This is a genomic window from Ruegeria atlantica, assembly GCF_013032505.1.
GTDB lineage: Bacteria > Pseudomonadota > Alphaproteobacteria > Rhodobacterales > Rhodobacteraceae > Ruegeria > Ruegeria atlantica_F.
The window spans coordinates 1004152-1023916 of the sequence record NZ_WQCG01000001.1; the positions used below are offsets into that span (position 1 = coordinate 1004152).

Consider the following 19765-nt stretch of genomic DNA (forward strand, 5'->3'; position numbering starts at 1 on the left):
GGTCTAGTTCGCCCTCAAATACACGCCAATGGCGCTGTTTCTTTCGATCTCTGCCTGCCCCAACGTGCAGAAAGAGTTGGGGTTGTCGTAAGACACACCATTCGCGGCCAGATACGCCTCGCCCTTGGCGCGCATCCGGTCCTTTTCGGCATCCGATTCCACGTAAGCGCGGATTTCACCGTCCGAATACCCCAGTTTGTTCGCTTTGGACTTTAGCCCCCACATAACGCCAATCGCCTTCAGCCTGCGCCCGCTGATCGACGGGCAGAATTCCGAAATCTCGTTTGCGATTGCGATGTAATAGAGTTCTTCGTCAATCTCTTTGACTTCGCGCAAGGGCGGTTTGGCCTCGACCGCGGCAGGGAAAGTCAGAACAGACAACGCAATAAGCAGTTTCACACCAGACATGACAAATCCTTTCGTTTTGGACAGGCCAAAACGATCCGGTGCCGGAGTGCTATTCAATAACACGTCCTGCGTCATGGGCTGATATGCAAAAAACCGCATCATGGTCGCTGGCAGGTTCCTGCAAAGGTCAATTTATTGTCCGTAATGCGCAGGTTTTGCGGCTCGGTGTCGGGTCCGACTTTCCAGTTGATTTTCGAAGTCCCAAAAGAATCTATACAGAACTTGGTTCCCTCAAACCGACCCGCTTCGCGCGCGCCATCCAGAGAGGCAGATGCGCCGTTTACGACAACCGTGAATTCTGTGGGGGCGTTCCTTTTATCGACTGCTTTCGCTTTGGCCCGGAAAGCTTTCCCATCAAACAGAATGCGATCGCTGGACGACGGGCCGCAAGCAGAGACGAAAACCACAGCCCCCAAGACCGCGACCAGTGTTGCGCGTCCCGCCCTGAAATTTGATCCAGTCAACGAATAGACACCTTTCTTTTCCATCAAAACGCCGCCACCAATGCCATGACGCCCATCACCACCATGCAGGCCCACCCGACGACATAGGTTACAGACCGGACGCCGCTGTGCGGTTGTCCGATACCACGCATGTGGATAACCAACATGACGATACGCGCAATCAGAGCCACGGAGGCCAGAAGGTTCACCCAGAACGGGCTCACCCCAAGCAGAATGGCCGCGACAGTAACTGCGACAAAGGCCGGCAGAGTTTCAGTTCCATTCAGATATGCCCGGTTCAACCGATAAGCCTTGTCGGAATAGTCCTGCTCCGGCGTCGCCCCGGGGGCAAGACCTTTGCCAGCCTTGGCAAGCGCCGAGAACGGCGACAAAACCAGAATGATCAACGTAAAAATCACCATTGAAGCGATCGCGTGTGAATAAGCGGAAAAAACTTCCATTAGTTCAACTCCTTGATCTCAACCCGGCTTGGAATTGGTTCAACATCCCGCACATTGTTCATTCCGCTGCCATCGCGCCCATACGGCCAGATTTCTGGGCTTTGATGCGATCCTCGATCTCCTCACGGAAGTTACGGATCAGACCTTGAATCGGCCAGGCCGCCGCATCGCCCAAAGCGCAGATGGTATGACCTTCGACTTGCTTAGTGACGTCAAACAACATGTCGATCTCTTCTAGCTCCGCCTCACCGCGCACCAGACGGTCCATCACCCGCATCATCCAACCGGTTCCTTCGCGGCAGGGCGTGCACTGACCACAGCTTTCGTGCTTGTAGAACTTCGACAGCCGCCAGATCGCCTTGATGATATCGGTGGATTTGTCCATCACGATCACCGCCGCCGTGCCCAGCCCCGAGCCCAGATCGTTGCGCAGGTGGTCGAAATCCATGATGGCGTCGCGCATGTCTTCCCCGCGCACGCAAGGTACCGAGGAACCGCCGGGGATCACAGCCAACAGGTTGTCCCAACCGCCGCGAATCCCGCCGCAATGCGTTTCGATCAGCTGCTCAAACGGGATCGACATCGCCTCTTCTACTACGCAGGGATTGTTTACATGGCCCGATATTGCAAACAGTTTGGTGCCTGCGTTGTTTTGGCGGCCAAAACCGGCAAACCAGTCGGCACCACGCCGTAAGATGGTCGGCACAACGGCGATAGACTCCACATTGTTCACAGTGGTCGGACAGCCATAGAGGCCCGCCCCCGCCGGGAACGGAGGTTTCATACGCGGCATGCCCTTCTTGCCCTCAAGGCTTTCGATCAGGGCTGTTTCCTCACCGCAGATATACGCCCCTGCCCCGTGATGCAGAAACAGGTCGAAATCCCAACCCGACCCGGCAGCGTTCTTGCCCAGCAATCCGGCATCATATGCCTCATCAATTGCGGCCTGCAGCGCCTCTCGCTCGCGGATGTATTCACCGCGAAGATAGATGTAGCAGGTGTGCGCATTCATCGCGAAAGACGCGATCAAACAACCTTCGATCAACGTATGCGGATCGTGGCGCATGATCTCACGGTCCTTGCAGGTGCCCGGCTCGGATTCGTCCGCGTTCACAACCAGATAGGCCGGACGTCCGTCGCTTTCCTTCGGCATGAACGACCATTTCAGACCAGTCGGGAATCCGGCGCCGCCGCGTCCGCGCAAGCCGGAATCCTTCATCGTCTGGATGATCCAGTCGCGCCCGTTTCCGATCAGGCCAGCGGTGCCGTCCCAATGCCCGCGGGCCTGCGCGCCTTTCAAAGTGCGCTCATGCATCCCGTAGATGTTGGTAAAGATCCTGTCCTGATCCTTCAGCATCGTGTCTTACCTTCAGCTGTCCTGACGCATGCGCCAGAGTTGAAAAATGTTCACGCCCGCATAGATAAACCCCGCCAGAGCGGCGAAATCAAACAGCAGCGCATAGCGCCCCGGCAACCCTAGCGCGGGGCCAATGAACAATGTCATGGCAAGCCAAAGCACCATGGTCGCGGCGATGACTACCCCGACATGACGACCCTTTCGGGCTATCGCCTGTTCCTTGTCTTTGTCCATCTCATCCTTCATGCCCCGAACGGACATGGGTCCTATTCTTCGTAAGTGCCGTCTTCCTTGGCACGCTTTGCAAATTCGGTTTCTTCGCCCTTCGCCAGTTGAGCGGCTTGGGCAATCCAGCCATCCCGTTCGATCCGCCCTTTGAATTTAAGCCGTGCGTCTACCCAAGCCACCTGCTCAGGCGTCCACGCTGCAATCTGGTCAAAGTGGAAGAACCCAAGATCATTCAGTGTCTGCTCAAGCTTGGGACCGACCCCTTTGAGCATCTTCAGATCGTCTGCCTTGCCATCCCGCGCCGCGGTCAGGGTTTCCGGTTGATCCTCTTTCGCCGCCTTCGCCTCTTCGGCCTGTTTTGCTGCAGTCTTCGCAGGCGCGGGTGCTTTTGGCGGTTTGGGCGCGGCCTTGGTCGCCGCAGCTTTGCCGTCTTTGCCCAGCCACGGCGTCAGGATCGGAACCTCGGTCCCGTCGATACGTTTGACTGTATCGCCAATATCCAGGGCCAGCTCGACGCTGGCGTTGTATTGCGGTTTGCCTGCTTCATACTCGGTCAGGCTGGTCAGCCCTTTCAGCGGTTCCGCCGCGTACCGTCCGTTTTGTGGGCCCGGAAGTGGCACCTTTCCGGCAGCCAGATCGTCGACGATCTTGCCAAAGCTCTCGGCGGTCAGATCTTCGTAATAATCCTTGCCGATTTGCGCCATCGGCGCGTTGGTGCAGGATCCGAGGCATTCCACCTCTTCCCAACTCAGCTTACCGTCGGCGGACAGTTCGTGGGGCTTGGCCGCGATTTTGTCCTTGCAAACCGCAATCAGATCTTCAGCCCCGCAGATCATGCATGAGGTCGTTCCGCATATCTGAATATGCGCCACAGAGCCAACTGGTTGCAGCTGGAACATGAAGTAGAACGATGCAACCTCAAGCACGCGGATATAGGCCATTCCCAGCATATCGGCGACGGATTCAATCGCAGGGCGGCTGAGCCAGCCCTCTTGTTCCTGCGCGCGCCACAAAAGCGGGATAACCGCGCTGGCCTGACGGCCATCGGGGTACTTGGTAATCTGCGCTTTGGCCCACTGCTGATTGGCTGCGGTAAAGGCAAAGCTTTCAGGTTGTTCGGGGTGCAGACGGCGCAGCATTAGCAGGCATCTCCGATCACGATAATATAGGGGTCTTCCTGATGCGCGCGACCCTGTTCAACAAGGCGGGCTATCAGATCCGGCGTTTCGGCCTGAGTAAAACCAGCGGGGCGCAGTTTGATCTCAGCCTCGTCTTCGACCATGCGGCACCCGTTCAAGCGTACAAAGTCGTAAAGCGCATCCGCACGGCCTACCGCATCCTCGGGCGCAAGGCCATGCGCGCCGCAAATTGCCGGGGCAATTTCGAATATCGGACCATCCAGCCCGGCCAACCCTTGCTCAGCCCATGAGTTTATCACTGCGCTGACATCCTCGGGACGCAAGTCCCGGGCAGAAAACGATTCCTCGGCGCGCGAGATATCTAACCGGCAGCCGTTGTCGCGCATAACGTCAAGCACTTTCGCCGTCGGATGAGTCGAGGCGGCCTGAGCAGGCGTTACGACTACCACGGCGAGGGTTAGTACTAGCCGTCTCACCGATCAATCTCCCCAAACACGACATCCATGGTGCCGATGATGGCCGCGACGTCGGCCAATTGGTGGCCTCCGGCGACGTGATCCATAGCCTGCAGGTGCAGGAACCCCGGCGCGCGCAGCTTTGCGCGGTAGGGTTTGTTGGTGCCGTCGGCGACCAGATAGACGCCGAATTCGCCCTTGGGGGCCTCGACGGCGGCGTAGACCTCGCCTGCTGGGACGTGGAAGCCTTCGGTGTACAGTTTGAAGTGATGGATCAGACTTTCCATCGAGGTTTTCATGTCCGACCGTTTGGGCGGGGTGATTTTGCCTCGCGCCAGAACGTCTCCGGGACAGTCACGGATTTTTGCGATTGCCTGTCGGATGATCAGCAGCGACTGGCGCATCTCTTCCATGCGGACAAGATAACGGTCGTAACAGTCGCCGTTTTTACCGACGGGGATCTGGAACTCGAACTCGTCATAGCATTCGTAAGGCTGCGCGCGGCGCAGATCCCATGCGAGGCCAGAACCACGCACCATAACGCCCGAAAAACCGTATTTCTGAATGTCATCCTCGGTCACGACACCAATATCGGCATTGCGTTGTTTGAAGATGCGGTTTTCGGTCAGCAACCCATCGATGTCGTCCAGAACGGCGGGAAATTCGTGGCTCCACGCCTCGATATCGTCCAGCAGTTCGGGCGGCAGGTCCTGATGCACACCACCGGGCCGGAAATAGGCCGCGTGCAGGCGGGCACCGCAGGCACGCTCATAGAACACCATAAGCTTTTCGCGTTCTTCAAAGCCCCAGAGCGGTGGTGTCAAAGCACCCACATCCATCGCCTGCGTGGTTACGTTCAGCAGGTGGTTAAGAATTCGGCCGATCTCGGAATACAGCACCCGGATCAGCGAGCCCCGGCGCGGAACCTCGACTCCGGTCAGCTTTTCAATGGCCAAACACCAGGCGTGTTCCTGGTTCATCGGTGCCACGTAATCCAGACGGTCGAAATACGGCAGGTTCTGCAGATACGTCCGGCTTTCCATCAGCTTTTCGGTGCCACGGTGCAGCAGGCCGATATGCGGATCGCACCGCTCGACGATCTCACCGTCCAGCTCAAGCACGAGACGCAGAACTCCATGCGCCGCAGGGTGTTGCGGGCCGAAGTTGATGTTAAAATTGCGGATCTTCTGTTCTCCGCTCAGCGCGTCCGTGCTGCCGTCATCGTATCTTGAGCCGTCCATCAACGCCCCCGTTTGTTCTTTTTAGCATCGGCCCGAACCCGGACCTTTTCCGCCTCGGCAGCCTTGGCCGCGGCCCCTGCCAGCAAGACCCCCAGCGCACCCAGTGCGATCAGTTCTCCCAGCAGCATCAGCATCTCAGCGGCGCTCCAACTCTTGCAGTTTCAGCCCGACCCACCAAAGCAACGCGATCGTGCCAAACGGAACCAGACAAAGAAGGCACCAGAATTTGTTGATCCCGAAGAATGGCAAAATCTTTACCATCGGGATGATGGTCAGCGCAGACAGGATCAGCCACCAGATGCCACCCATTATTCAGTCTCCTGCTTCTCATCCCCCGGAAGAATGTAGTTTGCACCCTCCCAAGGGCTCATGAAATCGAACTGACGGTATTCCTGCACAAGGCTGACAGGTTCGTAGACCACGCGCTTTTGCGCCTCATCATACCGAACCTCGGTATAACCGGTGGTCGGGAAGTCCTTGCGCAATGGATAGCCGCGGAACCCATAGTCAGTCAGGATGCGCCGCAGGTCTGGGTGCCCAGAAAACAGGATGCCGAACATGTCGAACACTTCACGTTCGAACCAGTTGGCCGAGGGGTGTACCTCCGTGATCGAGGGCACCATATCCTCTTCACGGATCGAGACCCGCAGACGGATACGCTGGTTCTGGTACATAGACAGGAAGTGATAAACCACGTCGAATCTTTTGGCACGTTCCGGGTAGTCAACGCCGGTGATGTCTACGAGTGTGGAAAACTGACAGCTGCGGTCCGACCTCAAGAATTCGACGAATTCCACAAGGTTCGACAGCGCCACATCCACGTTCAGTTCACCGTGTGTGACGTCCCATGACAGAACGCAATCCGTCCGCTTCAGTTCAAGCTGCGTGCCGAGTTCCTTGAGTGCTTCGCTCATCAGCTCTTTCCTCAGCGTACGATGGTGCCGGTACGGCGGATTTTGCGTTGCAACTGCATCAGACCGTACAGCAATGCCTCAGCGGTCGGAGGGCAGCCGGGCACGTAGATATCCACCGGAACAACGCGGTCGCAGCCGCGCACGACGGAATAAGAATAGTGATAATAGCCGCCGCCATTGGCGCAGGATCCCATCGAGATCACATAGCGCGGCTCGGGCATCTGGTCGTAGACCTTGCGCAGCGCCGGCGCCATCTTGTTGGTCAGCGTGCCCGCCACGATCATCACATCCGACTGGCGCGGGGACGCACGTGGCGCGATGCCAAACCGTTCCGCGTCGTAGCGCGGCATCGAGGTGTGCATCATCTCAACCGCACAGCAGGCCAGACCGAAGGTCATCCAGTGCAGTGACCCGGTGCGCGCCCAGTTGATGATATCCTCGGTCGAGGTCAGCAGAAAACCCTTGTCCTGCAACTCGGCATTCAGGGCCTGGGTGGCGACTTCTTTATCGACGCCAGCGGTGTTTGCACCCGTCATCACTCCCATTCCAAGGCCCCCTTCTTCCATTCATAGGCAAAGCCAATGGTCAGAACGCCCAGAAACACCATCATGGACCAGAAACCAACGTCGCTGATGTCCTTGAAGCCGACAGCCCACGGGAACAGAAACGCGATTTCCAGGTCGAAAATGATGAAAAGAATCGAAACCAGATAGAACCTGACGTCAAACTTCATCCGTGCATCGTCAAACGCGTTGAATCCACATTCATATGCGCTGACTTTTTCGGGGTCGGGATTGCGGACCGCCAGCACGACTGCTGCCAGAATCAGTACGATTCCAAGGCCCACAGCTACGGCCAGAAACACCAGGATCGGGAGGTACTCCCGCAATAGGTCTTCCACGTACAGCTCCTTTCCTGCGCATACCCCGAAAGGGAGCGCCGTCAATTGGCGTGTTGACTGGACATTCTGTATCCCCGCCGGGTCATAGGGTCAACCGAACACAAACGCGCAGGGGGGTAATATTCGACTTACTTCTGTTCTGATTAAGATAGTCGCGCGCCCTGCCGCGAGTGCAATACAAGTGTCGCCTAAACCTTACTAATCCATGCAGGTTTTCTTTTTTCAAAGAACGCGCCGATTCCCTCTTTGGCCTCTTCGGTTTCCCACCTGTCGACCAACTCTCGGATCGTATGGTCGATCACAGCATCGTCAATGCGGGGTCCGAGTTGGCGCACCAGTTGTTTGGCGGACGCAACCGCACCGGGTGCGCAGGTCAGATAGGGAACAACCTCGGCCTCAATTGCGTTATTCAGAGCGTCCGCCGGCACAATTCTGGCCAGCAGACCCAGCTCTACCGCTTCTGCGGCTTCAAACACCCGAGCCGACATGAACACGCGCCGCGCGCGGGCTTCCCCCATGCGAGCGACAACATACGGGCCAATGGTGGCCGGGATCAGGCCCAGCTTGGTCTCAGTCAGCCCCATTTTGACCGTGTCCGCTCCGATCGCCACATCACAAACCGACGCCAATCCCACACCGCCCCCAAAGGCATTGCCGTGAATCGCTCCGATCAGCGGTTTCGGCAACGTGTTCAGCGCCTGCAACATTTCGGCCAGCTTGCGCGCCTCAATAAATCGGGTTTCAGATTCTGCTACCATCTGAGACTGCATCCAGCCCAGATCGCCGCCGGCACAAAAGCTCTTTCCCGCACCGGTCAGTACAACGACGCGCACCGCCTCGTCCGCGCCTAGCTGCTGCGCTGCTTGCGTAAGCTCAGCGATCATCTGCGCCGACATGGCGTTGTGCTTTTCGGCACGGTTGAGGGTCAGAGTGGCCACACCGCGCGCGTCGGTGGTCACAGCGATCGTTTCAAACATGTCTGCTCCTTACTGGGACCGCATGGCACGTGCCATTTGCGCGGCCTCTTCGATGACCGCAAGGTCGATGCCGGTCTGATATCCAAGACGTTCCAAATGAGTCGCGACGGCTTCAGTGGCGACGTTTCCGGCGGCACCCGGCGCATATGGACATCCACCCAAACCGCCGACGGCGCTGTCGAACACCCGAACACCCAGCGCCAGCGCTGCGTCGATATTGTCGATGGCCCGCCCGTTGGTATCATGGAAATGCCCCGCCAGCCGCGTCACCGGCACTCGCTCGCGCACCGCCAGCAGCATGTGGGCAATTGTGTCGGGCGTACCCTGCCCGATCGTATCCCCCAGCGACACCTCGTAACATCCCAGCGAAAACAGCCGATCCGCGACCTCGGCCACCTTCTCGGGCGGGGTTGGTCCGTCGTATGGGCAATCGGTCACGCAAGATACATAGCCCCGCACAGGAAGATCAATGTGGCGCGCGGCTTCAAGGATCGGGACAAAACGCTCGATGGATTCTTCGATGGTGGCGTTAATGTTGGCTTTTGAGAACCCTTCAGAGGCCGACGCGAATACTGCGATCTCATCGGCCTTTGCGGCCAAGGCATCTTCGTACCCCCGCATGTTCGGTGTCAGCGCGGCATAGCGCACCCCATCTGCCCGCTTAATCCCCGCCAACACGTCTGTGCTGCCTGCCATTTGCGGCACCCACTCGGGTGAAACAAAACTGGCCACTTCGATGCGATTGAAACCAGCCCGACTAAGGCAATCGACCAGCACCACCTTTTCTGCCACCGGGATTTCGCGTTTTTCGTTCTGCAGACCGTCACGCGGACCCACCTCGAAGATTTCGACCCGTTCATCCATGGTTGTGCCCTTCTCTGACTGACGCATTCGATCTGACTGTGCCACGTTGCGTGAGAACGGGACAGATCATTCCTCCTTCAGCCGGACCAGCGCGGCCCCTGCCTCGACCTGAGCCCCCGCATCGGCCAGCACTTCTGCAACAAGGCCATCGCGCGCCGCCAGCAGGGAGTGTTCCATTTTCATTGCTTCAAGGATCGCCAACCGGTCACCTTCCTGGACCGTCTGCCCCACCTGCGCAAAGACAGCTTTGACCAGACCGGGCATTGGTGCCTCAATCACGTTGGTATCACCTGCCGCACTGGTATCACGGTCCAGCGGATCAACGATTTCGAGGGTTTGGCCATAGTTTTCAAAGACCGTAATCTGCGCGCCCGAGATGGACACGCGCGGCATCTGAACCCCGTCGATCAGCCACCCACCCGGACCGCGATCGGCAAGAATTGTACGTTCTCCGACCTGCCAGATCTGACGGTTCAGGTTTTCCACTTGTACATCCAGGTCGATATCATCACTCGCCCGCAGCTGAACCGCGCGATGCAGCGGAGCCCATAGCGAAAACCCGGTTTCCTCATCGGTGTCCACTAGATCCAAAGCCGTCATCGCGGCGGCGACTATGGAAGACGTCGGGACAGGTTCTGCCTGAACCAGCGCGTCCAGATCGCGGCCAATCAGGCCGGTATCCACATCACCGGTTACAAAGCCGGAATGTCGGGTCAAAGCGCCCAGAAAGCTGAGGTTCGTGACCGTTCCCGCCACCTCGGTACCTTTCAGCGCCCTATGCAATTGCTCTAGCGCAACCGCGCGCGTCGGACCATGCACGATCACCTTGGCGATCATGGGGTCATACCACGGGCTGATCGTATCATGAGCACGCACGCCGCTGTCGGCACGGCAATCGGAGGGGAAAGCTAGATGGGTCAGCGTCCCTGTCGCGGGCAGGAACCCTTTTGGCACGTCTTCAGCATAGAGCCGCGCCTCGAACGCATGACCCGAGATCGACAGGTCACTCTGCTGCTTGGGCAAACTTTCGCCCGCTGCAACGCGCAGTTGCCATTCGACAAGGTCGACACCTGTGATCGCCTCGGTCACCGGATGCTCGACCTGCAGGCGCGTATTCATCTCCATGAACCAGAACCGGTCCGGACGCAGCCCATCCGAGGCGTCGACGATGAACTCAACCGTCCCTGCCCCTTTATAGCCAATCGCTTCGGCCGCACGCACGCCCGCTTGCCCCATCGCTTCGCGCATCTCAGGCGTCATGCCCGGAGCCGGAGCTTCTTCGATCACCTTCTGGTGTCGACGCTGCAACGAGCAGTCCCGTTCGAACAAATGCACAGCATGGGTGCCGTCGCCGAATACCTGCACCTCGATATGGCGAGGTTTGGCGACGAATTTCTCGACCAGAACAACGTCATTGCCGAAAGCGGTTTTTGCCTCGCCTCGGGCGCTGTCCAATGCCGTTATGAAGTCCGCCGGTCGCTCGACCAGACGCATGCCTTTGCCACCGCCACCCGCAACGGCTTTGATCAAAACCGGGTAACCGATGGTATCCGCCGCCCCTGCCAAATGCTCGGGGTCCTGGTTGTCACCGTGATATCCCGGCACAACCGGCACGCCCGCTTTCTCCATCAGTACCTTGGCGGCATCTTTCAAACCCATCTTGCGGATCGCATCCGCCGAAGGGCCGATGAAGGTCAGACCAGCGCCCTCGACCGCATCCACGAAATCGGGGTTTTCGGACAAAAAGCCATATCCGGGGTGGATCGCCTGCGCGCCTGTATCCAGCGCAGCCTGAATGATCACTTCGCCCTTCAGGTAGCTGTCCGCTGGGGCCGCGCCACCGATGTGCACCGCCTCATCTGCGATCTGAACGTGTTTGGCCGAGGCATCTGCATCTGAATACACCGCCACGCAGGACACACCCATCTTCTGAGACGTTTCCATCACCCGACAGGCAATTTCGCCTCGGTTGGCAATCAGGATTTTGTTGAACATCTCTTATCCCTCAACCGCCAGATCTTCGATTAGGCGGAACCGCTCGCACAGCAGTTCCATCTCTGGATCGAAACCACCATTACGCTCAAAGTACCGGCGATGATCTTCGCGCCATCCCTCAAGCGTATCGTTTTCGCCCTCGGCCAACGCGAAATCCTCGCTCATATCGCAGAAACGACAGACAGAAACATCGACGGTTTCGATCACCAAAGCAGGGCGTCCATCCCATTCCAAAGCGATGTCGCGGCGCCCAACGACTGGCGTCTCGGGGCTACCATCCGGATAGTCCCTCAGCGCGCCACAAGTTGCAGTTTTCCGGCCTGCACGCACCAGTGAAAGCAACTCGGCACTCATCATAGCGCTGTCGCCGAATTTGAAGGTTTGTGCGTCGGGATATCGGGCCATTACATCTTTCAGTGTCATGTTCATCACATTCTGAACACGCCGAAACGTGTCTCCTTGATCGGGGCGTTCAAAGCGGCACTCAACGACAGAGCCAGCACATCGCGGCTTTTGCGCGGGTCGATGATGCCATCATCCCACAGCCGGGCCGAAGCATAGAGCGGGTGCGATTGCTCCTCGAACATCTCCAGCGTCGGACGTTTGAACTCGGCCTCTTCCTCGGCAGACCATGTACCACCCTGCCGTTCGATCCCGTCACGTTTGACGGTGGCCAGAACGCCCGCCGCCTGTTCACCGCCCATGACCGAGATCCGCGAGTTCGGCCACGTCCACAAAAACCGTGGCTGATAGGCTCGACCCGCCATACCGTAGTTTCCGGCCCCAAACGAGCCACCCACCAGCATGGTGATTTTGGGAACATTGGTCGTCGCCACCGCCGTAACCATCTTGGCTCCGTGCCGCGCGATACCTTCGTTTTCGTACTTCCGACCAACCATAAAGCCGGTGATGTTTTGCAAGAACACCAGGGGAATCTTGCGCTGCGAACACAGTTCCACGAAATGCGCGCCCTTCTGCGCGGCCTCAGAAAACAGCACGCCGTTGTTGGCGATAATCCCGACCGGGCAGCCTTTAACATGAGCGAAGCCGGTCACAAGCGTCTCACCAAAACGCGGCTTAAATTCATCAAAACGCGAGCCATCGACCAGTCGCGCGATCACTTCTCGGATGTCATAAGGCGTGCGCAAATCGGCCGGGACGACGCCCAGGATTTCTTCGGGGTCATATGCCGGATCTTCTGGGCTGGCCCAATCTACCGTCTGTGGCTTGCGCAGGTTCAGAGAACCAACCGCGCGGCGCGCCAGTGCCAGCGCGTGAGCATCATCTTCGGCCAAATAATCAGCCGCGCCGGACAGACGCGTGTGCACATCGCCGCCACCTAAGTCCTCGGCACTGACCACCTCACCGGTCGCAGCCTTGACCAACGGGGGGCCTGCCAGAAAGATCGTGCCCTGTTCCTTCACAATGATGGTCACATCCGACATCGCGGGCACATAGGCCCCGCCTGCCGTACACGAACCCATGACGACCGCGATCTGAGGGATGCCTTTCGCGCTCATCCGCGCCTGATTATAGAAGATGCGGCCAAAGTGGTCGCGATCAGGGAAGACCTCATCTTGATTGGGCAGGTTCGCGCCACCACTGTCGACCAGATAGATACAGGGCAGATTGTTTTCTTCGGCAATCTCCTGCGCGCGCAGGTGTTTCTTGACCGATATCGGGTAGTAAGTGCCGCCCTTCACAGTGGCGTCGTTGCAGACCACCATGACCTCTTGTCCCTGCACCCGGCCAATACCGGCAATCACACCGGCGCTGGGGGCCGCGTTATTATACATGTCATGCGCTGCGGTTGCGCCGATTTCCAAAAACGGAGAGCCCGGATCGAGCAGGTTCGCCACCCTTCGGCGCGGTAGCATTTTGCCCCGCGATTCATGTCGCGCGCGCGATCTTTCGCCCCCGCCCATCCGCGCAGCATCAGCCGCAGCGGAAATCTGCGCCAGCGCATCCAGATGCGCTGCACGGTTTTGCCGGAAGCCTTCGGACGAAGGCAAAGCAGAGGATCGGAGCTTCATCTTGTGTACTCTCTTAGAAAATCTCGAACGGGGTTTTCGCTGACTGCAAAGCTCTGCATCAGACGCGCGTAACCTTGCGCCACGTTGCTGGAACAAACTGCATCAAGTTTTTTGATCTCTGGCTCTTCCAGAAAATCTTCCAGCTCCGACATCGGGACCAAAAAATAGTAGTCAAATGGCAGCATCTCGGCCGCCATCTCCATAGCTTCGATGGCATCTTCGTTATCCCCGCGGCACAAATAGGCTAGGGATAGGTTGCGATAGGCGTTTCCCATATCCTCATAGGAGCCGTCCGCCTCGTACTGGCTTACTGCTAGTTTGAAACGCCCGACGACTTCTCGATTGTAAAAATTCTCATCCGCTTGCGCTTCTGGCAGAAACATCGAGACATATGCCAGGTTCTCATCATGCCATCCGTCAGTTTGCATCTCGGTGCTAAAGACACTTCTCAGCATGCGGATTTCGGGTTCATATTTCAGGGTGCTGTAAGAGGCAGAGATCGCATCTAAATAGTTGTCATAAAATGCAATTTTTCGTTTGTCTTCGTCATCAAGGCTCGCCACTCGACCGGCTACTTTGCGCAATTCAGAAATAGCCTCGTCGGGATAACCATAATAAACCAGAAGGTCTGCTAGTTGCAGTTGCTCTATGACTGCAATTTTGTCTTCGACGGCTTTTTCGATTGTGTCCCGCATCCACGTCTCGAAGTAAGCCTTGCCCGCCCAGGCGGCACCAATAACCGCAATTGCCGTCGCGCTGAATTCAATCCCCGTTCTGATACTGGACTTATCCGCCATGATTTCCCTCCTCAGACGCGCGACGCTTCAACTCCTTACGAATTACTTTTCCTGTCACGGTCAAAGGCAACTCTTGCACAAAAGCCACTTCACGAGGGTAAGAATAATGCGCAAGACGGGTTTTAACCCACTCCTGCAACTCGGATTCTGAGGCGTCGGCCCCCGGTTTCAAAACCACATATGCCTTGACGATTTCTGTCCGCAGCTTGTCGGGCTTGCCGACCACGCCAACTGTCGCCACTGCCGGGTGGGTCAGCAGGCAATCTTCGATCTCAGCCGGGCCAATACGATAGCCGGACGATGTAATGACGTCATCGTCGCGCCCGACAAATCGCAGATAGTCGCCCTCCCACACGCCGCGATCGCCGGTGATCAGCCAGTCGCCACGGAACTTCTCAGACGTTGCCTCTGGACGGTTCCAATACTCCAGTAACATCGAGGCCGAGCCGCGCCGAATGGCCACGTCGCCCTCTTGATCCGATGGGTTTCCATCTTCATCGATGACCGCCACCTCATGCCCCGGTACTGGCTTGCCGATGCAGCCGGGCCGCACGGGGAAGTCGTCTGAACAGGAAGAGACGACCATGTTGCATTCGGTCTGACCGTAGAATTCGTTGATCGTCAGGCCAAACGCCTGCTGCCCCCAGGCCAACATCTCGGCACCCAGCGGCTCACCACCTGATGCAACGGAGCGTAACCCGGGAAGCGCCTGATCCGCCGCCTTCAGCATTCGCAGGGCGGTAGGAGGGAAAAACACGTTCCGCACACCGCCAAGCGCGATCACGTCAGCGCAGGCTTCGGGGGTGAATTTGTCCAATCGCGCTGCAACGACCGGAATGCCCAGCGCAAGGCCAGGCATCAGCACATCGAACAACCCTCCGATCCAGGCCCAATCAGCGGGGGTCCACAGGCAGTCACCCTCACGCAGATTGTTGTGGCTGATCGAGACGCCTGGCAAGTGCCCGGTCAACACTCGGTGGGCATGCAATGCACCTTTCGGGCTGCCCGTGGTGCCGGATGTATAGATCAGAACCGCCGGATCTTCGGCGCCAGTGTCGGCGAAAGGCACAGCGTCGCCGTCCTCACCAATCTGATCGACCATTAACGGCTCAGCCAGATCTCCCAGCAGCGCTGCACCTTCAGGGTCGGTCAGCACAATTTGCGCCCCTGCATCACCGACCCGGGATCGCAAAGCATCCTGCTTGAAAAGTTTGAACAGTGGAACCGAGATCGCACCGATTTTCCAGATCGCAAGATGCGCCGCCGCACACCAGGGAGACTGGCTCAGCAGCACCCCAACGCGATCTCCCGGCTGCACCTTTTTCGACACCGCGCGCGCGATCCCGTCCGTCATTTCAGCGAGTTGTCCGTAGGTGACTCGCCGTTCGTCTCCCCCGGTCAGGTCGATCACCGCAACCTGATCCGGTGCGTGCAAAAGACACTGACGCGCCATGTTCAGACGCGATGGTACATCCCAGTCACTCGCTGAACGCAAACCCGGTATGCGACTAGCTTCTAGCACGCAAGAAACCCTCTATTTTTAAGGGGCTTACCGGCAGCGCCTTCAACGATCCAGTCACACAGATTTGATGCAGATCAGAGTGCTCCGCCCTCGCAACTGTCAAATCGTCCTCATCAACAGAACCAAAGGCAAGAACATGACCAACAAACTCGCCGCTTTGACCCTTTCCACCGCGCTGGTGGCGCTTGCCGCCCCTGCCTTCGCCCAATCGCAGGGCGACTGGACTGTCGGTGTTGGTGTCGGTTACCTGAACCCCAAATCCGACAACGGCACGCTGGCCGGGCTGAATGCCGACATCGACTCGGACACCCGCCCGATCTTCACCGCCGAATACTTCATCCGCGACAACCTCGGCATCGAGCTGCTGGCCGCAACGCCGTTCAAGCACAATATCACCCTGGGCGGCAGCACCGACGCGGGCAGCGTCAAACACTTGCCGCCCACGTTGTCGCTGAACTATCATTTCCCGACCAACAGCGCGTGGAAACCCTATGTTGGTGCTGGTCTGAACTACACCATTTTCTTCGACGAAGACTCTCCGCTGGGCGACTTGAAAGTTGACAACTCGTTCGGTGTCTCGCTGCAGGCCGGCCTGGATTACATGGTCTCGGACAATGGCGCTGTTCGCCTGAACGTTCGCTGGTTCGATATCGACTCGGACGTCAAGCTGAACGGCGCGAAGATCGGCAAAGCCGAAATCGATCCCTTCCTTGTTGGCGTATCGTACGTCCATAAATTCTGATCCTTCAAAGGAAAGCGCCCCGCAGTTACCTCGTCTGTTGGGCGTTTTTTTCTCAAAGCATTTCGTTCATCAGTTCCCGCCCGATCAGCATCCGACGGATTTCGCTGGTGCCCGCGCCAATCTCCATCAGCTTGGCATCGCGGAAAATCCGGCTGACGGCCGAGTCCGACAGGAAGCCCGCGCCGCCCATCGCTTGAACAGCCTGATGCGCCTGTGACATGCCCTGTTCCGAGGCATAAAGGCAGCACGCCGCCGCATCCTGACGGGTTACATCGCCCCGGTCACAGGCTTTGGCGACTTCATAGACATATGCGCGCGCGGAATTCATCGCGGTATACATGTCCGCGATCTTCCCTTGCATCAGTTGGAAACTTCCGATCGGTTTGCCGAACTGCTTTCGCTCGGCCAGATAGGGCATGATTTCATCCAAACAAGCGGCCATGATACCCGTCCCGATCCCGGCCAGAACCACGCGTTCATAGTCTAGCCCGGACATCAGAACTGCGACGCCCTTGCCTTCTTCGCCCAGAACGTTTTCGAACGGCACCTCGACATCTTCGAAGATCAACTCTGCCGTATTCGACCCCCGCATGCCCAGCTTGTCGAAGTGAGGCGAGGTCGAGAATCCCTTCATCTCTTTCTCGATCAGAAAGGCTGTGATCCCTTTTGACCCGGCCTCCGGATCCGTCTTTGCATAAACTACCAGAGTATCTGCGTCAGGTCCGTTGGTGATCCAATACTTGTTACCGTTCAGGCGGTAATGATCGTTGCGCTTTTCCGCGCGCAACTTCATCGACACCACGTCAGACCCAGCCGACGCCTCGGACATGGCCAGCGCGCCAATATGCTCGCCCGATATCAAGCGCGGCAGGTACTTGGCCTTCTGCTCGTCACTGCCATTCAGTTTGATCTGATTAACACAGAGATTCGAATGAGCACCGTAAGACAGAGAGACCGAGGCCGATGCCCGCGCGACCTCTTCTACAGCGACAGTGTGGGCCAGATAAGACATCCCGGCCCCGCCATATTCCTCGGACACTGTGATGCCGAGCAAGCCCAGATCGCCCATCTCTTTCCAAAGCTCGTTTGGAAATGCGTTCGAGGCATCGATGTCAGCCGCCATCGGCTTGATCCGCTCCTGCGCCCAACGATGCACCATTTCACGCAGGGCGTTCACGTCCTCACCCAGATCAAATTGCATGGCCGCCGTGAACATAAGCGATCTCCTCTTTCGCATTAATGAACAGTTGTTCAATAAATAGCAGCGAATCTAAATCGGGTCAACGACAGCGTCCCAAAAACAAACCGCCGCCCCAATCGGGGCGGCGGTTTCAAAACAACAAGCGTGCGCGGCACGCGCACTCGATTGGACTACGACTGATAAACGGCGCTGACCTCTGCCCGAATAATCCGCGCGATCAGACTGCAGTCGTCCAGCGAGAAAGTCAGAGGAACACGCATGTCGACGATTCCGGCAAGGATTCGATCACTTTTGGGCATGGGCGCGCTTTTGGCATATCGCCAACTGTCATAACGCGACGTGAAACCGTTCGGTTCGGCCCCTCCGAACCACTTGAGTTCGACCCCCCGGGCCGCGCACCGCTGGATAACCTCGTTTACCCGCTCTGCCGACCAATCCAGCAGCAGAAACTGAATCGAAGACCCCACAAATGTCTCGTCTTCCGGCCGCTCCACAATGCTTAGACCCGGCGTATCGCGCAGACCTTTTTCAATCGCAAAATAACGTTCATTCCAGCGTTCGATCTGCCGGCCCAGATCGCGCAATTGCGGGCGCAGGATTGCGGCCCGCAAGTTATCCATCCGCCCTGAAACGTTGGGCGTGTTGTACTTGATGCGTTCGAACACATCTGGGGCTGGCGCAGCAAGGTGGCGTTCGTACAGCATGTAAGACCCAGACAGAATTGTTGCTTTTGCTGCCAATTCCTCATCATCGGTTACCAGCAAACCACCCTCGCCCGAGTTGACATGTTTGTAGGTCTGGCACGAGTAGCAGCCAATTGCGCCTTGCCGGCCCGAAGCCTGCCCGCGCCATGCGGCCCCCATCGTATGGGCGCAATCCTCGATCACCGTGACGCCTGCTGCGTCGCACATCTGCATAAGCCGATCCATGTCACAAAGGTGGCCACGCATGTGGCTCAGCATTAGCACACGCGCCTGATCCAGCTTGGCTTCAAGATCGTCCAGATCAATCGTGAGGTCTTCCGTTACACCTACAAATACCGGTCGGGCACTGACTGACGCAATGGATCCGGGCACGGGAGCCAGGGTGAACGCGTTTGTCAGCACCGGGTCCTCCGGCTTGACCCCTAAGGCGCGCAGTGCCGTGGCCATCGCATAGCCGCCTGATGACACGGCCAGACAGTATCTGGCCCCAGTTTGGGCAGCAAATTCTTGCTCCAAAAGGGCGGTTTCGCCCAATTCGCCAGGTACGACGTTGTAACGATGCAGGCGTCCGTGGCGCAATACGGCCAGGGCGGCCTCGACCGCCTCTTCGGGAATGGGTTCCTGCTGTGTGAAGCTGCCGGTGAATGTTTCGATCATAAGGTTGTTCTGATCCTGCAATTGGCCCGGGTCAAGGGATTAAGCTGCGACGCCGATCAACCGAGGCACCAGGCCCGTCAGATCGTCGAAGTGATGCAGCAAAGCTTCAGGCTCAAGCGCAGCCATGTCATCTCCGGAAGGACCGAACGTAACCAAAACCGAAGGCACACCTGCAGCCCGGGCCGTATTCCGGTCGGTATCTGAGTCGCCGATAAGGACGCACAGGTCAGGATCGCCCCCCGCCCGACGGACCGCTTCACGTAAAGGTTCCGGATCAGGCTTGCGCACCGGCAAGGTATCCGCGCCGACCAGTGAGGCGAACTGTTCACGCACACCCAGCTGTGTCAGCAACTGATGTGCCAGGGCTTCGGGCTTGTTGGTACAAATTCCGACGCCATAGCCAGCCGACCTTAGCCCCTCAACCGCTTCCAACGCACCGGGATAGAACTGCGTGTGCGTGTCAATATCCTCGGCATACGCTTCAAGCAGCATCGGGTAGTACGCCTGAACTGTTTTTTCGTCAAAAGCGCCCACACGTTTCAATCCGTGGGTCAGCATCATCCGGCCACCGCGCAGGGCGACACCTGCATCTTCCCCGTGAACCAATACATCGCCATGTCCCATGTGCCGAAAACAGTGGTTGGCTGCGGCCAGCAAGTCGCCCGAAGTATCGGCCAAAGTCCCGTCCAGATCGAAGATTACCGTGCGCATTTTGCCTCCCAATTC

Annotated in this window: 24 protein-coding genes; 1 reads left to right on the forward strand and 23 read right to left on the reverse strand. The window is 57.9% G+C overall.

The features are described from left to right. Positions 1-3: 3 nt before the first annotated feature. From GOW92_RS04890 to GOW92_RS04980, 20 genes are all read right to left on the reverse strand, one after another. Positions 4-510, reverse strand: a complete 507-nt coding sequence (locus tag GOW92_RS04890) for a DUF5333 domain-containing protein (protein ID WP_368040248.1) — start codon at positions 508-510, stop codon at positions 4-6. Further along, on the reverse strand, positions 507-896 hold the full coding sequence (locus tag GOW92_RS04895; RefSeq protein WP_254452898.1) for a hypothetical protein: 390 nt from the start codon (positions 894-896) through the stop codon (positions 507-509). The genes GOW92_RS04890 and GOW92_RS04895 overlap by 4 nt, the downstream gene beginning before the upstream one ends. Next, a complete protein-coding gene (locus tag GOW92_RS04900; protein ID WP_170558485.1) occupies positions 896-1312 on the reverse strand; it encodes an MAPEG family protein in 417 nt (138 codons plus the stop codon). Before GOW92_RS04900 ends, GOW92_RS04895 begins: the two co-directional genes overlap by 1 nt. A 58-nt stretch (positions 1313-1370) precedes the next feature. Continuing rightward, a complete protein-coding gene (gene nuoF / locus GOW92_RS04905; RefSeq protein ID WP_058279630.1) occupies positions 1371-2669 on the reverse strand; it encodes an NADH-quinone oxidoreductase subunit NuoF in 1299 nt (432 codons plus the stop codon). Positions 2670-2681: 12 nt separating this feature from the next. Then, entirely contained in the window at positions 2682-2903 is a 222-nt protein-coding gene (locus tag GOW92_RS04910) for a DUF5337 domain-containing protein (protein WP_170559356.1), read from the reverse strand. A gap of 32 nt (positions 2904-2935) precedes the next feature. Beyond that, the gene (gene nuoE / locus GOW92_RS04915; protein WP_170558486.1) at positions 2936-4036 is read right to left on the reverse strand and encodes an NADH-quinone oxidoreductase subunit NuoE; all 1101 of its coding nucleotides are present in this window, start codon (positions 4034-4036) and stop codon (positions 2936-2938) included. Further along, the gene (locus GOW92_RS04920; protein WP_170558488.1) at positions 4036-4512 is read right to left on the reverse strand and encodes a hypothetical protein; all 477 of its coding nucleotides are present in this window, start codon (positions 4510-4512) and stop codon (positions 4036-4038) included. Before GOW92_RS04920 ends, nuoE begins: the two co-directional genes overlap by 1 nt. After that, a complete protein-coding gene (locus GOW92_RS04925) occupies positions 4509-5732 on the reverse strand; it encodes an NADH-quinone oxidoreductase subunit D (protein ID WP_010442773.1) in 1224 nt (407 codons plus the stop codon). The genes GOW92_RS04920 and GOW92_RS04925 overlap by 4 nt, the downstream gene beginning before the upstream one ends. Beyond that, positions 5732-5866, reverse strand: coding sequence for a hypothetical protein (locus GOW92_RS25130; protein WP_302477273.1), 135 nt, complete (start codon positions 5864-5866; stop codon positions 5732-5734). Before GOW92_RS25130 ends, GOW92_RS04925 begins: the two co-directional genes overlap by 1 nt. A gap of 1 nt (position 5867) precedes the next feature. Beyond that, positions 5868-6041, reverse strand: coding sequence for a hypothetical protein (locus GOW92_RS04930; protein ID WP_058274391.1), 174 nt, complete (start codon positions 6039-6041; stop codon positions 5868-5870). Continuing rightward, complete coding sequence (locus GOW92_RS04935) at positions 6041-6646, reverse strand: NADH-quinone oxidoreductase subunit C (RefSeq protein WP_170558490.1); 606 nt, start codon at positions 6644-6646, stop codon at positions 6041-6043. Before GOW92_RS04935 ends, GOW92_RS04930 begins: the two co-directional genes overlap by 1 nt. Positions 6647-6657: 11 nt before the next feature. Then, on the reverse strand, positions 6658-7191 hold the full coding sequence (locus tag GOW92_RS04940; protein ID WP_010442777.1) for a NuoB/complex I 20 kDa subunit family protein: 534 nt from the start codon (positions 7189-7191) through the stop codon (positions 6658-6660). Beyond that, positions 7182-7547, reverse strand: coding sequence for an NADH-quinone oxidoreductase subunit A (locus GOW92_RS04945; protein WP_050602775.1), 366 nt, complete (start codon positions 7545-7547; stop codon positions 7182-7184). The genes GOW92_RS04940 and GOW92_RS04945 overlap by 10 nt, the downstream gene beginning before the upstream one ends. Before the next feature lie 188 nt (positions 7548-7735). Then, on the reverse strand, positions 7736-8524 hold the full coding sequence (locus GOW92_RS04950) for a crotonase/enoyl-CoA hydratase family protein (RefSeq protein ID WP_170558492.1): 789 nt from the start codon (positions 8522-8524) through the stop codon (positions 7736-7738). Between the two features lie 9 nt (positions 8525-8533). Beyond that, positions 8534-9388: a hydroxymethylglutaryl-CoA lyase gene (locus tag GOW92_RS04955; protein ID WP_170559358.1), complete on the reverse strand. Its 855-nt coding sequence runs from the start codon at positions 9386-9388 to the stop codon at positions 8534-8536. A 66-nt stretch (positions 9389-9454) separates the two neighbouring features. Then, complete coding sequence (locus tag GOW92_RS04960; protein ID WP_170558494.1) at positions 9455-11383, reverse strand: acetyl/propionyl/methylcrotonyl-CoA carboxylase subunit alpha; 1929 nt, start codon at positions 11381-11383, stop codon at positions 9455-9457. A gap of 3 nt (positions 11384-11386) precedes the next feature. Beyond that, complete coding sequence (locus tag GOW92_RS04965; protein ID WP_170558496.1) at positions 11387-11812, reverse strand: ASCH domain-containing protein; 426 nt, start codon at positions 11810-11812, stop codon at positions 11387-11389. Beyond that, complete coding sequence (locus tag GOW92_RS04970; protein WP_170558498.1) at positions 11812-13416, reverse strand: carboxyl transferase domain-containing protein; 1605 nt, start codon at positions 13414-13416, stop codon at positions 11812-11814. The genes GOW92_RS04965 and GOW92_RS04970 overlap by 1 nt, the downstream gene beginning before the upstream one ends. Next, positions 13413-14213, reverse strand: coding sequence for a hypothetical protein (locus GOW92_RS04975; protein WP_170558500.1), 801 nt, complete (start codon positions 14211-14213; stop codon positions 13413-13415). Before GOW92_RS04975 ends, GOW92_RS04970 begins: the two co-directional genes overlap by 4 nt. After that, positions 14203-15735: an AMP-binding protein gene (locus GOW92_RS04980; protein WP_170558502.1), complete on the reverse strand. Its 1533-nt coding sequence runs from the start codon at positions 15733-15735 to the stop codon at positions 14203-14205. Before GOW92_RS04980 ends, GOW92_RS04975 begins: the two co-directional genes overlap by 11 nt. A 136-nt stretch (positions 15736-15871) precedes the next feature. On the opposite strand from GOW92_RS04980, the gene GOW92_RS04985 reads away from it, so the two are divergent. Then, the gene (locus GOW92_RS04985) at positions 15872-16477 is read left to right on the forward strand and encodes an OmpW/AlkL family protein (protein WP_170558504.1); all 606 of its coding nucleotides are present in this window, start codon (positions 15872-15874) and stop codon (positions 16475-16477) included. Between the two features lie 52 nt (positions 16478-16529). On the opposite strand, the gene GOW92_RS04990 is transcribed toward GOW92_RS04985, so the two are convergent. From GOW92_RS04990 to GOW92_RS05000, 3 genes are all read right to left on the reverse strand, one after another. After that, on the reverse strand, positions 16530-17693 hold the full coding sequence (locus GOW92_RS04990) for an isovaleryl-CoA dehydrogenase (RefSeq protein ID WP_170558506.1): 1164 nt from the start codon (positions 17691-17693) through the stop codon (positions 16530-16532). Positions 17694-17848: 155 nt separating this feature from the next. Continuing rightward, positions 17849-19039, reverse strand: coding sequence for a DegT/DnrJ/EryC1/StrS family aminotransferase (locus GOW92_RS04995; RefSeq protein ID WP_170558508.1), 1191 nt, complete (start codon positions 19037-19039; stop codon positions 17849-17851). A 39-nt stretch (positions 19040-19078) separates the two neighbouring features. Continuing rightward, positions 19079-19750, reverse strand: coding sequence for an HAD-IA family hydrolase (locus tag GOW92_RS05000; protein WP_170558510.1), 672 nt, complete (start codon positions 19748-19750; stop codon positions 19079-19081). Positions 19751-19765 lie beyond the last annotated feature (15 nt).

What these genes read in the sequence shown, in the direction of transcription:
- GOW92_RS04890 (WP_368040248.1), bottom strand. Translation starts at nt 510, where the DNA reads ATGATGCGGTTTTTTGCATATCAGCCCATGACGCAGGACGTGTTATTG.
- GOW92_RS04895 (WP_254452898.1), bottom strand. Translation starts at nt 896, where the DNA reads ATGGAAAAGAAAGGTGTCTATTCGTTGACTGGATCAAATTTCAGGGCG.
- GOW92_RS04900 (WP_170558485.1), bottom strand. Translation starts at nt 1,312, where the DNA reads ATGGAAGTTTTTTCCGCTTATTCACACGCGATCGCTTCAATGGTGATT.
- nuoF (WP_058279630.1), bottom strand. Translation starts at nt 2,669, where the DNA reads ATGCTGAAGGATCAGGACAGGATCTTTACCAACATCTACGGGATGCAT.
- GOW92_RS04910 (WP_170559356.1), bottom strand. Translation starts at nt 2,903, where the DNA reads ATGGACAAAGACAAGGAACAGGCGATAGCCCGAAAGGGTCGTCATGTC.
- nuoE (WP_170558486.1), bottom strand. Translation starts at nt 4,036, where the DNA reads ATGCTGCGCCGTCTGCACCCCGAACAACCTGAAAGCTTTGCCTTTACC.
- GOW92_RS04925 (WP_010442773.1), bottom strand. Translation starts at nt 5,732, where the DNA reads ATGGACGGCTCAAGATACGATGACGGCAGCACGGACGCGCTGAGCGGA.
- GOW92_RS25130 (WP_302477273.1), bottom strand. Translation starts at nt 5,866, where the DNA reads ATGCTGATGCTGCTGGGAGAACTGATCGCACTGGGTGCGCTGGGGGTC.
- GOW92_RS04930 (WP_058274391.1), bottom strand. Translation starts at nt 6,041, where the DNA reads ATGGGTGGCATCTGGTGGCTGATCCTGTCTGCGCTGACCATCATCCCG.
- GOW92_RS04935 (WP_170558490.1), bottom strand. Translation starts at nt 6,646, where the DNA reads ATGAGCGAAGCACTCAAGGAACTCGGCACGCAGCTTGAACTGAAGCGG.
- GOW92_RS04940 (WP_010442777.1), bottom strand. Translation starts at nt 7,191, where the DNA reads ATGGGAGTGATGACGGGTGCAAACACCGCTGGCGTCGATAAAGAAGTC.
- GOW92_RS04950 (WP_170558492.1), bottom strand. Translation starts at nt 8,524, where the DNA reads ATGTTTGAAACGATCGCTGTGACCACCGACGCGCGCGGTGTGGCCACT.
- GOW92_RS04955 (WP_170559358.1), bottom strand. Translation starts at nt 9,388, where the DNA reads ATGGATGAACGGGTCGAAATCTTCGAGGTGGGTCCGCGTGACGGTCTG.
- GOW92_RS04960 (WP_170558494.1), bottom strand. Translation starts at nt 11,383, where the DNA reads ATGTTCAACAAAATCCTGATTGCCAACCGAGGCGAAATTGCCTGTCGG.
- GOW92_RS04965 (WP_170558496.1), bottom strand. Translation starts at nt 11,812, where the DNA reads ATGAACATGACACTGAAAGATGTAATGGCCCGATATCCCGACGCACAA.
- GOW92_RS04970 (WP_170558498.1), bottom strand. Translation starts at nt 13,416, where the DNA reads ATGAAGCTCCGATCCTCTGCTTTGCCTTCGTCCGAAGGCTTCCGGCAA.
- GOW92_RS04975 (WP_170558500.1), bottom strand. Translation starts at nt 14,213, where the DNA reads ATGGCGGATAAGTCCAGTATCAGAACGGGGATTGAATTCAGCGCGACG.
- GOW92_RS04985 (WP_170558504.1), top strand. Translation starts at nt 15,872, where the DNA reads ATGACCAACAAACTCGCCGCTTTGACCCTTTCCACCGCGCTGGTGGCG.
- GOW92_RS04990 (WP_170558506.1), bottom strand. Translation starts at nt 17,693, where the DNA reads ATGTTCACGGCGGCCATGCAATTTGATCTGGGTGAGGACGTGAACGCC.
- GOW92_RS04995 (WP_170558508.1), bottom strand. Translation starts at nt 19,039, where the DNA reads ATGATCGAAACATTCACCGGCAGCTTCACACAGCAGGAACCCATTCCC.
- GOW92_RS05000 (WP_170558510.1), bottom strand. Translation starts at nt 19,750, where the DNA reads ATGCGCACGGTAATCTTCGATCTGGACGGGACTTTGGCCGATACTTCG.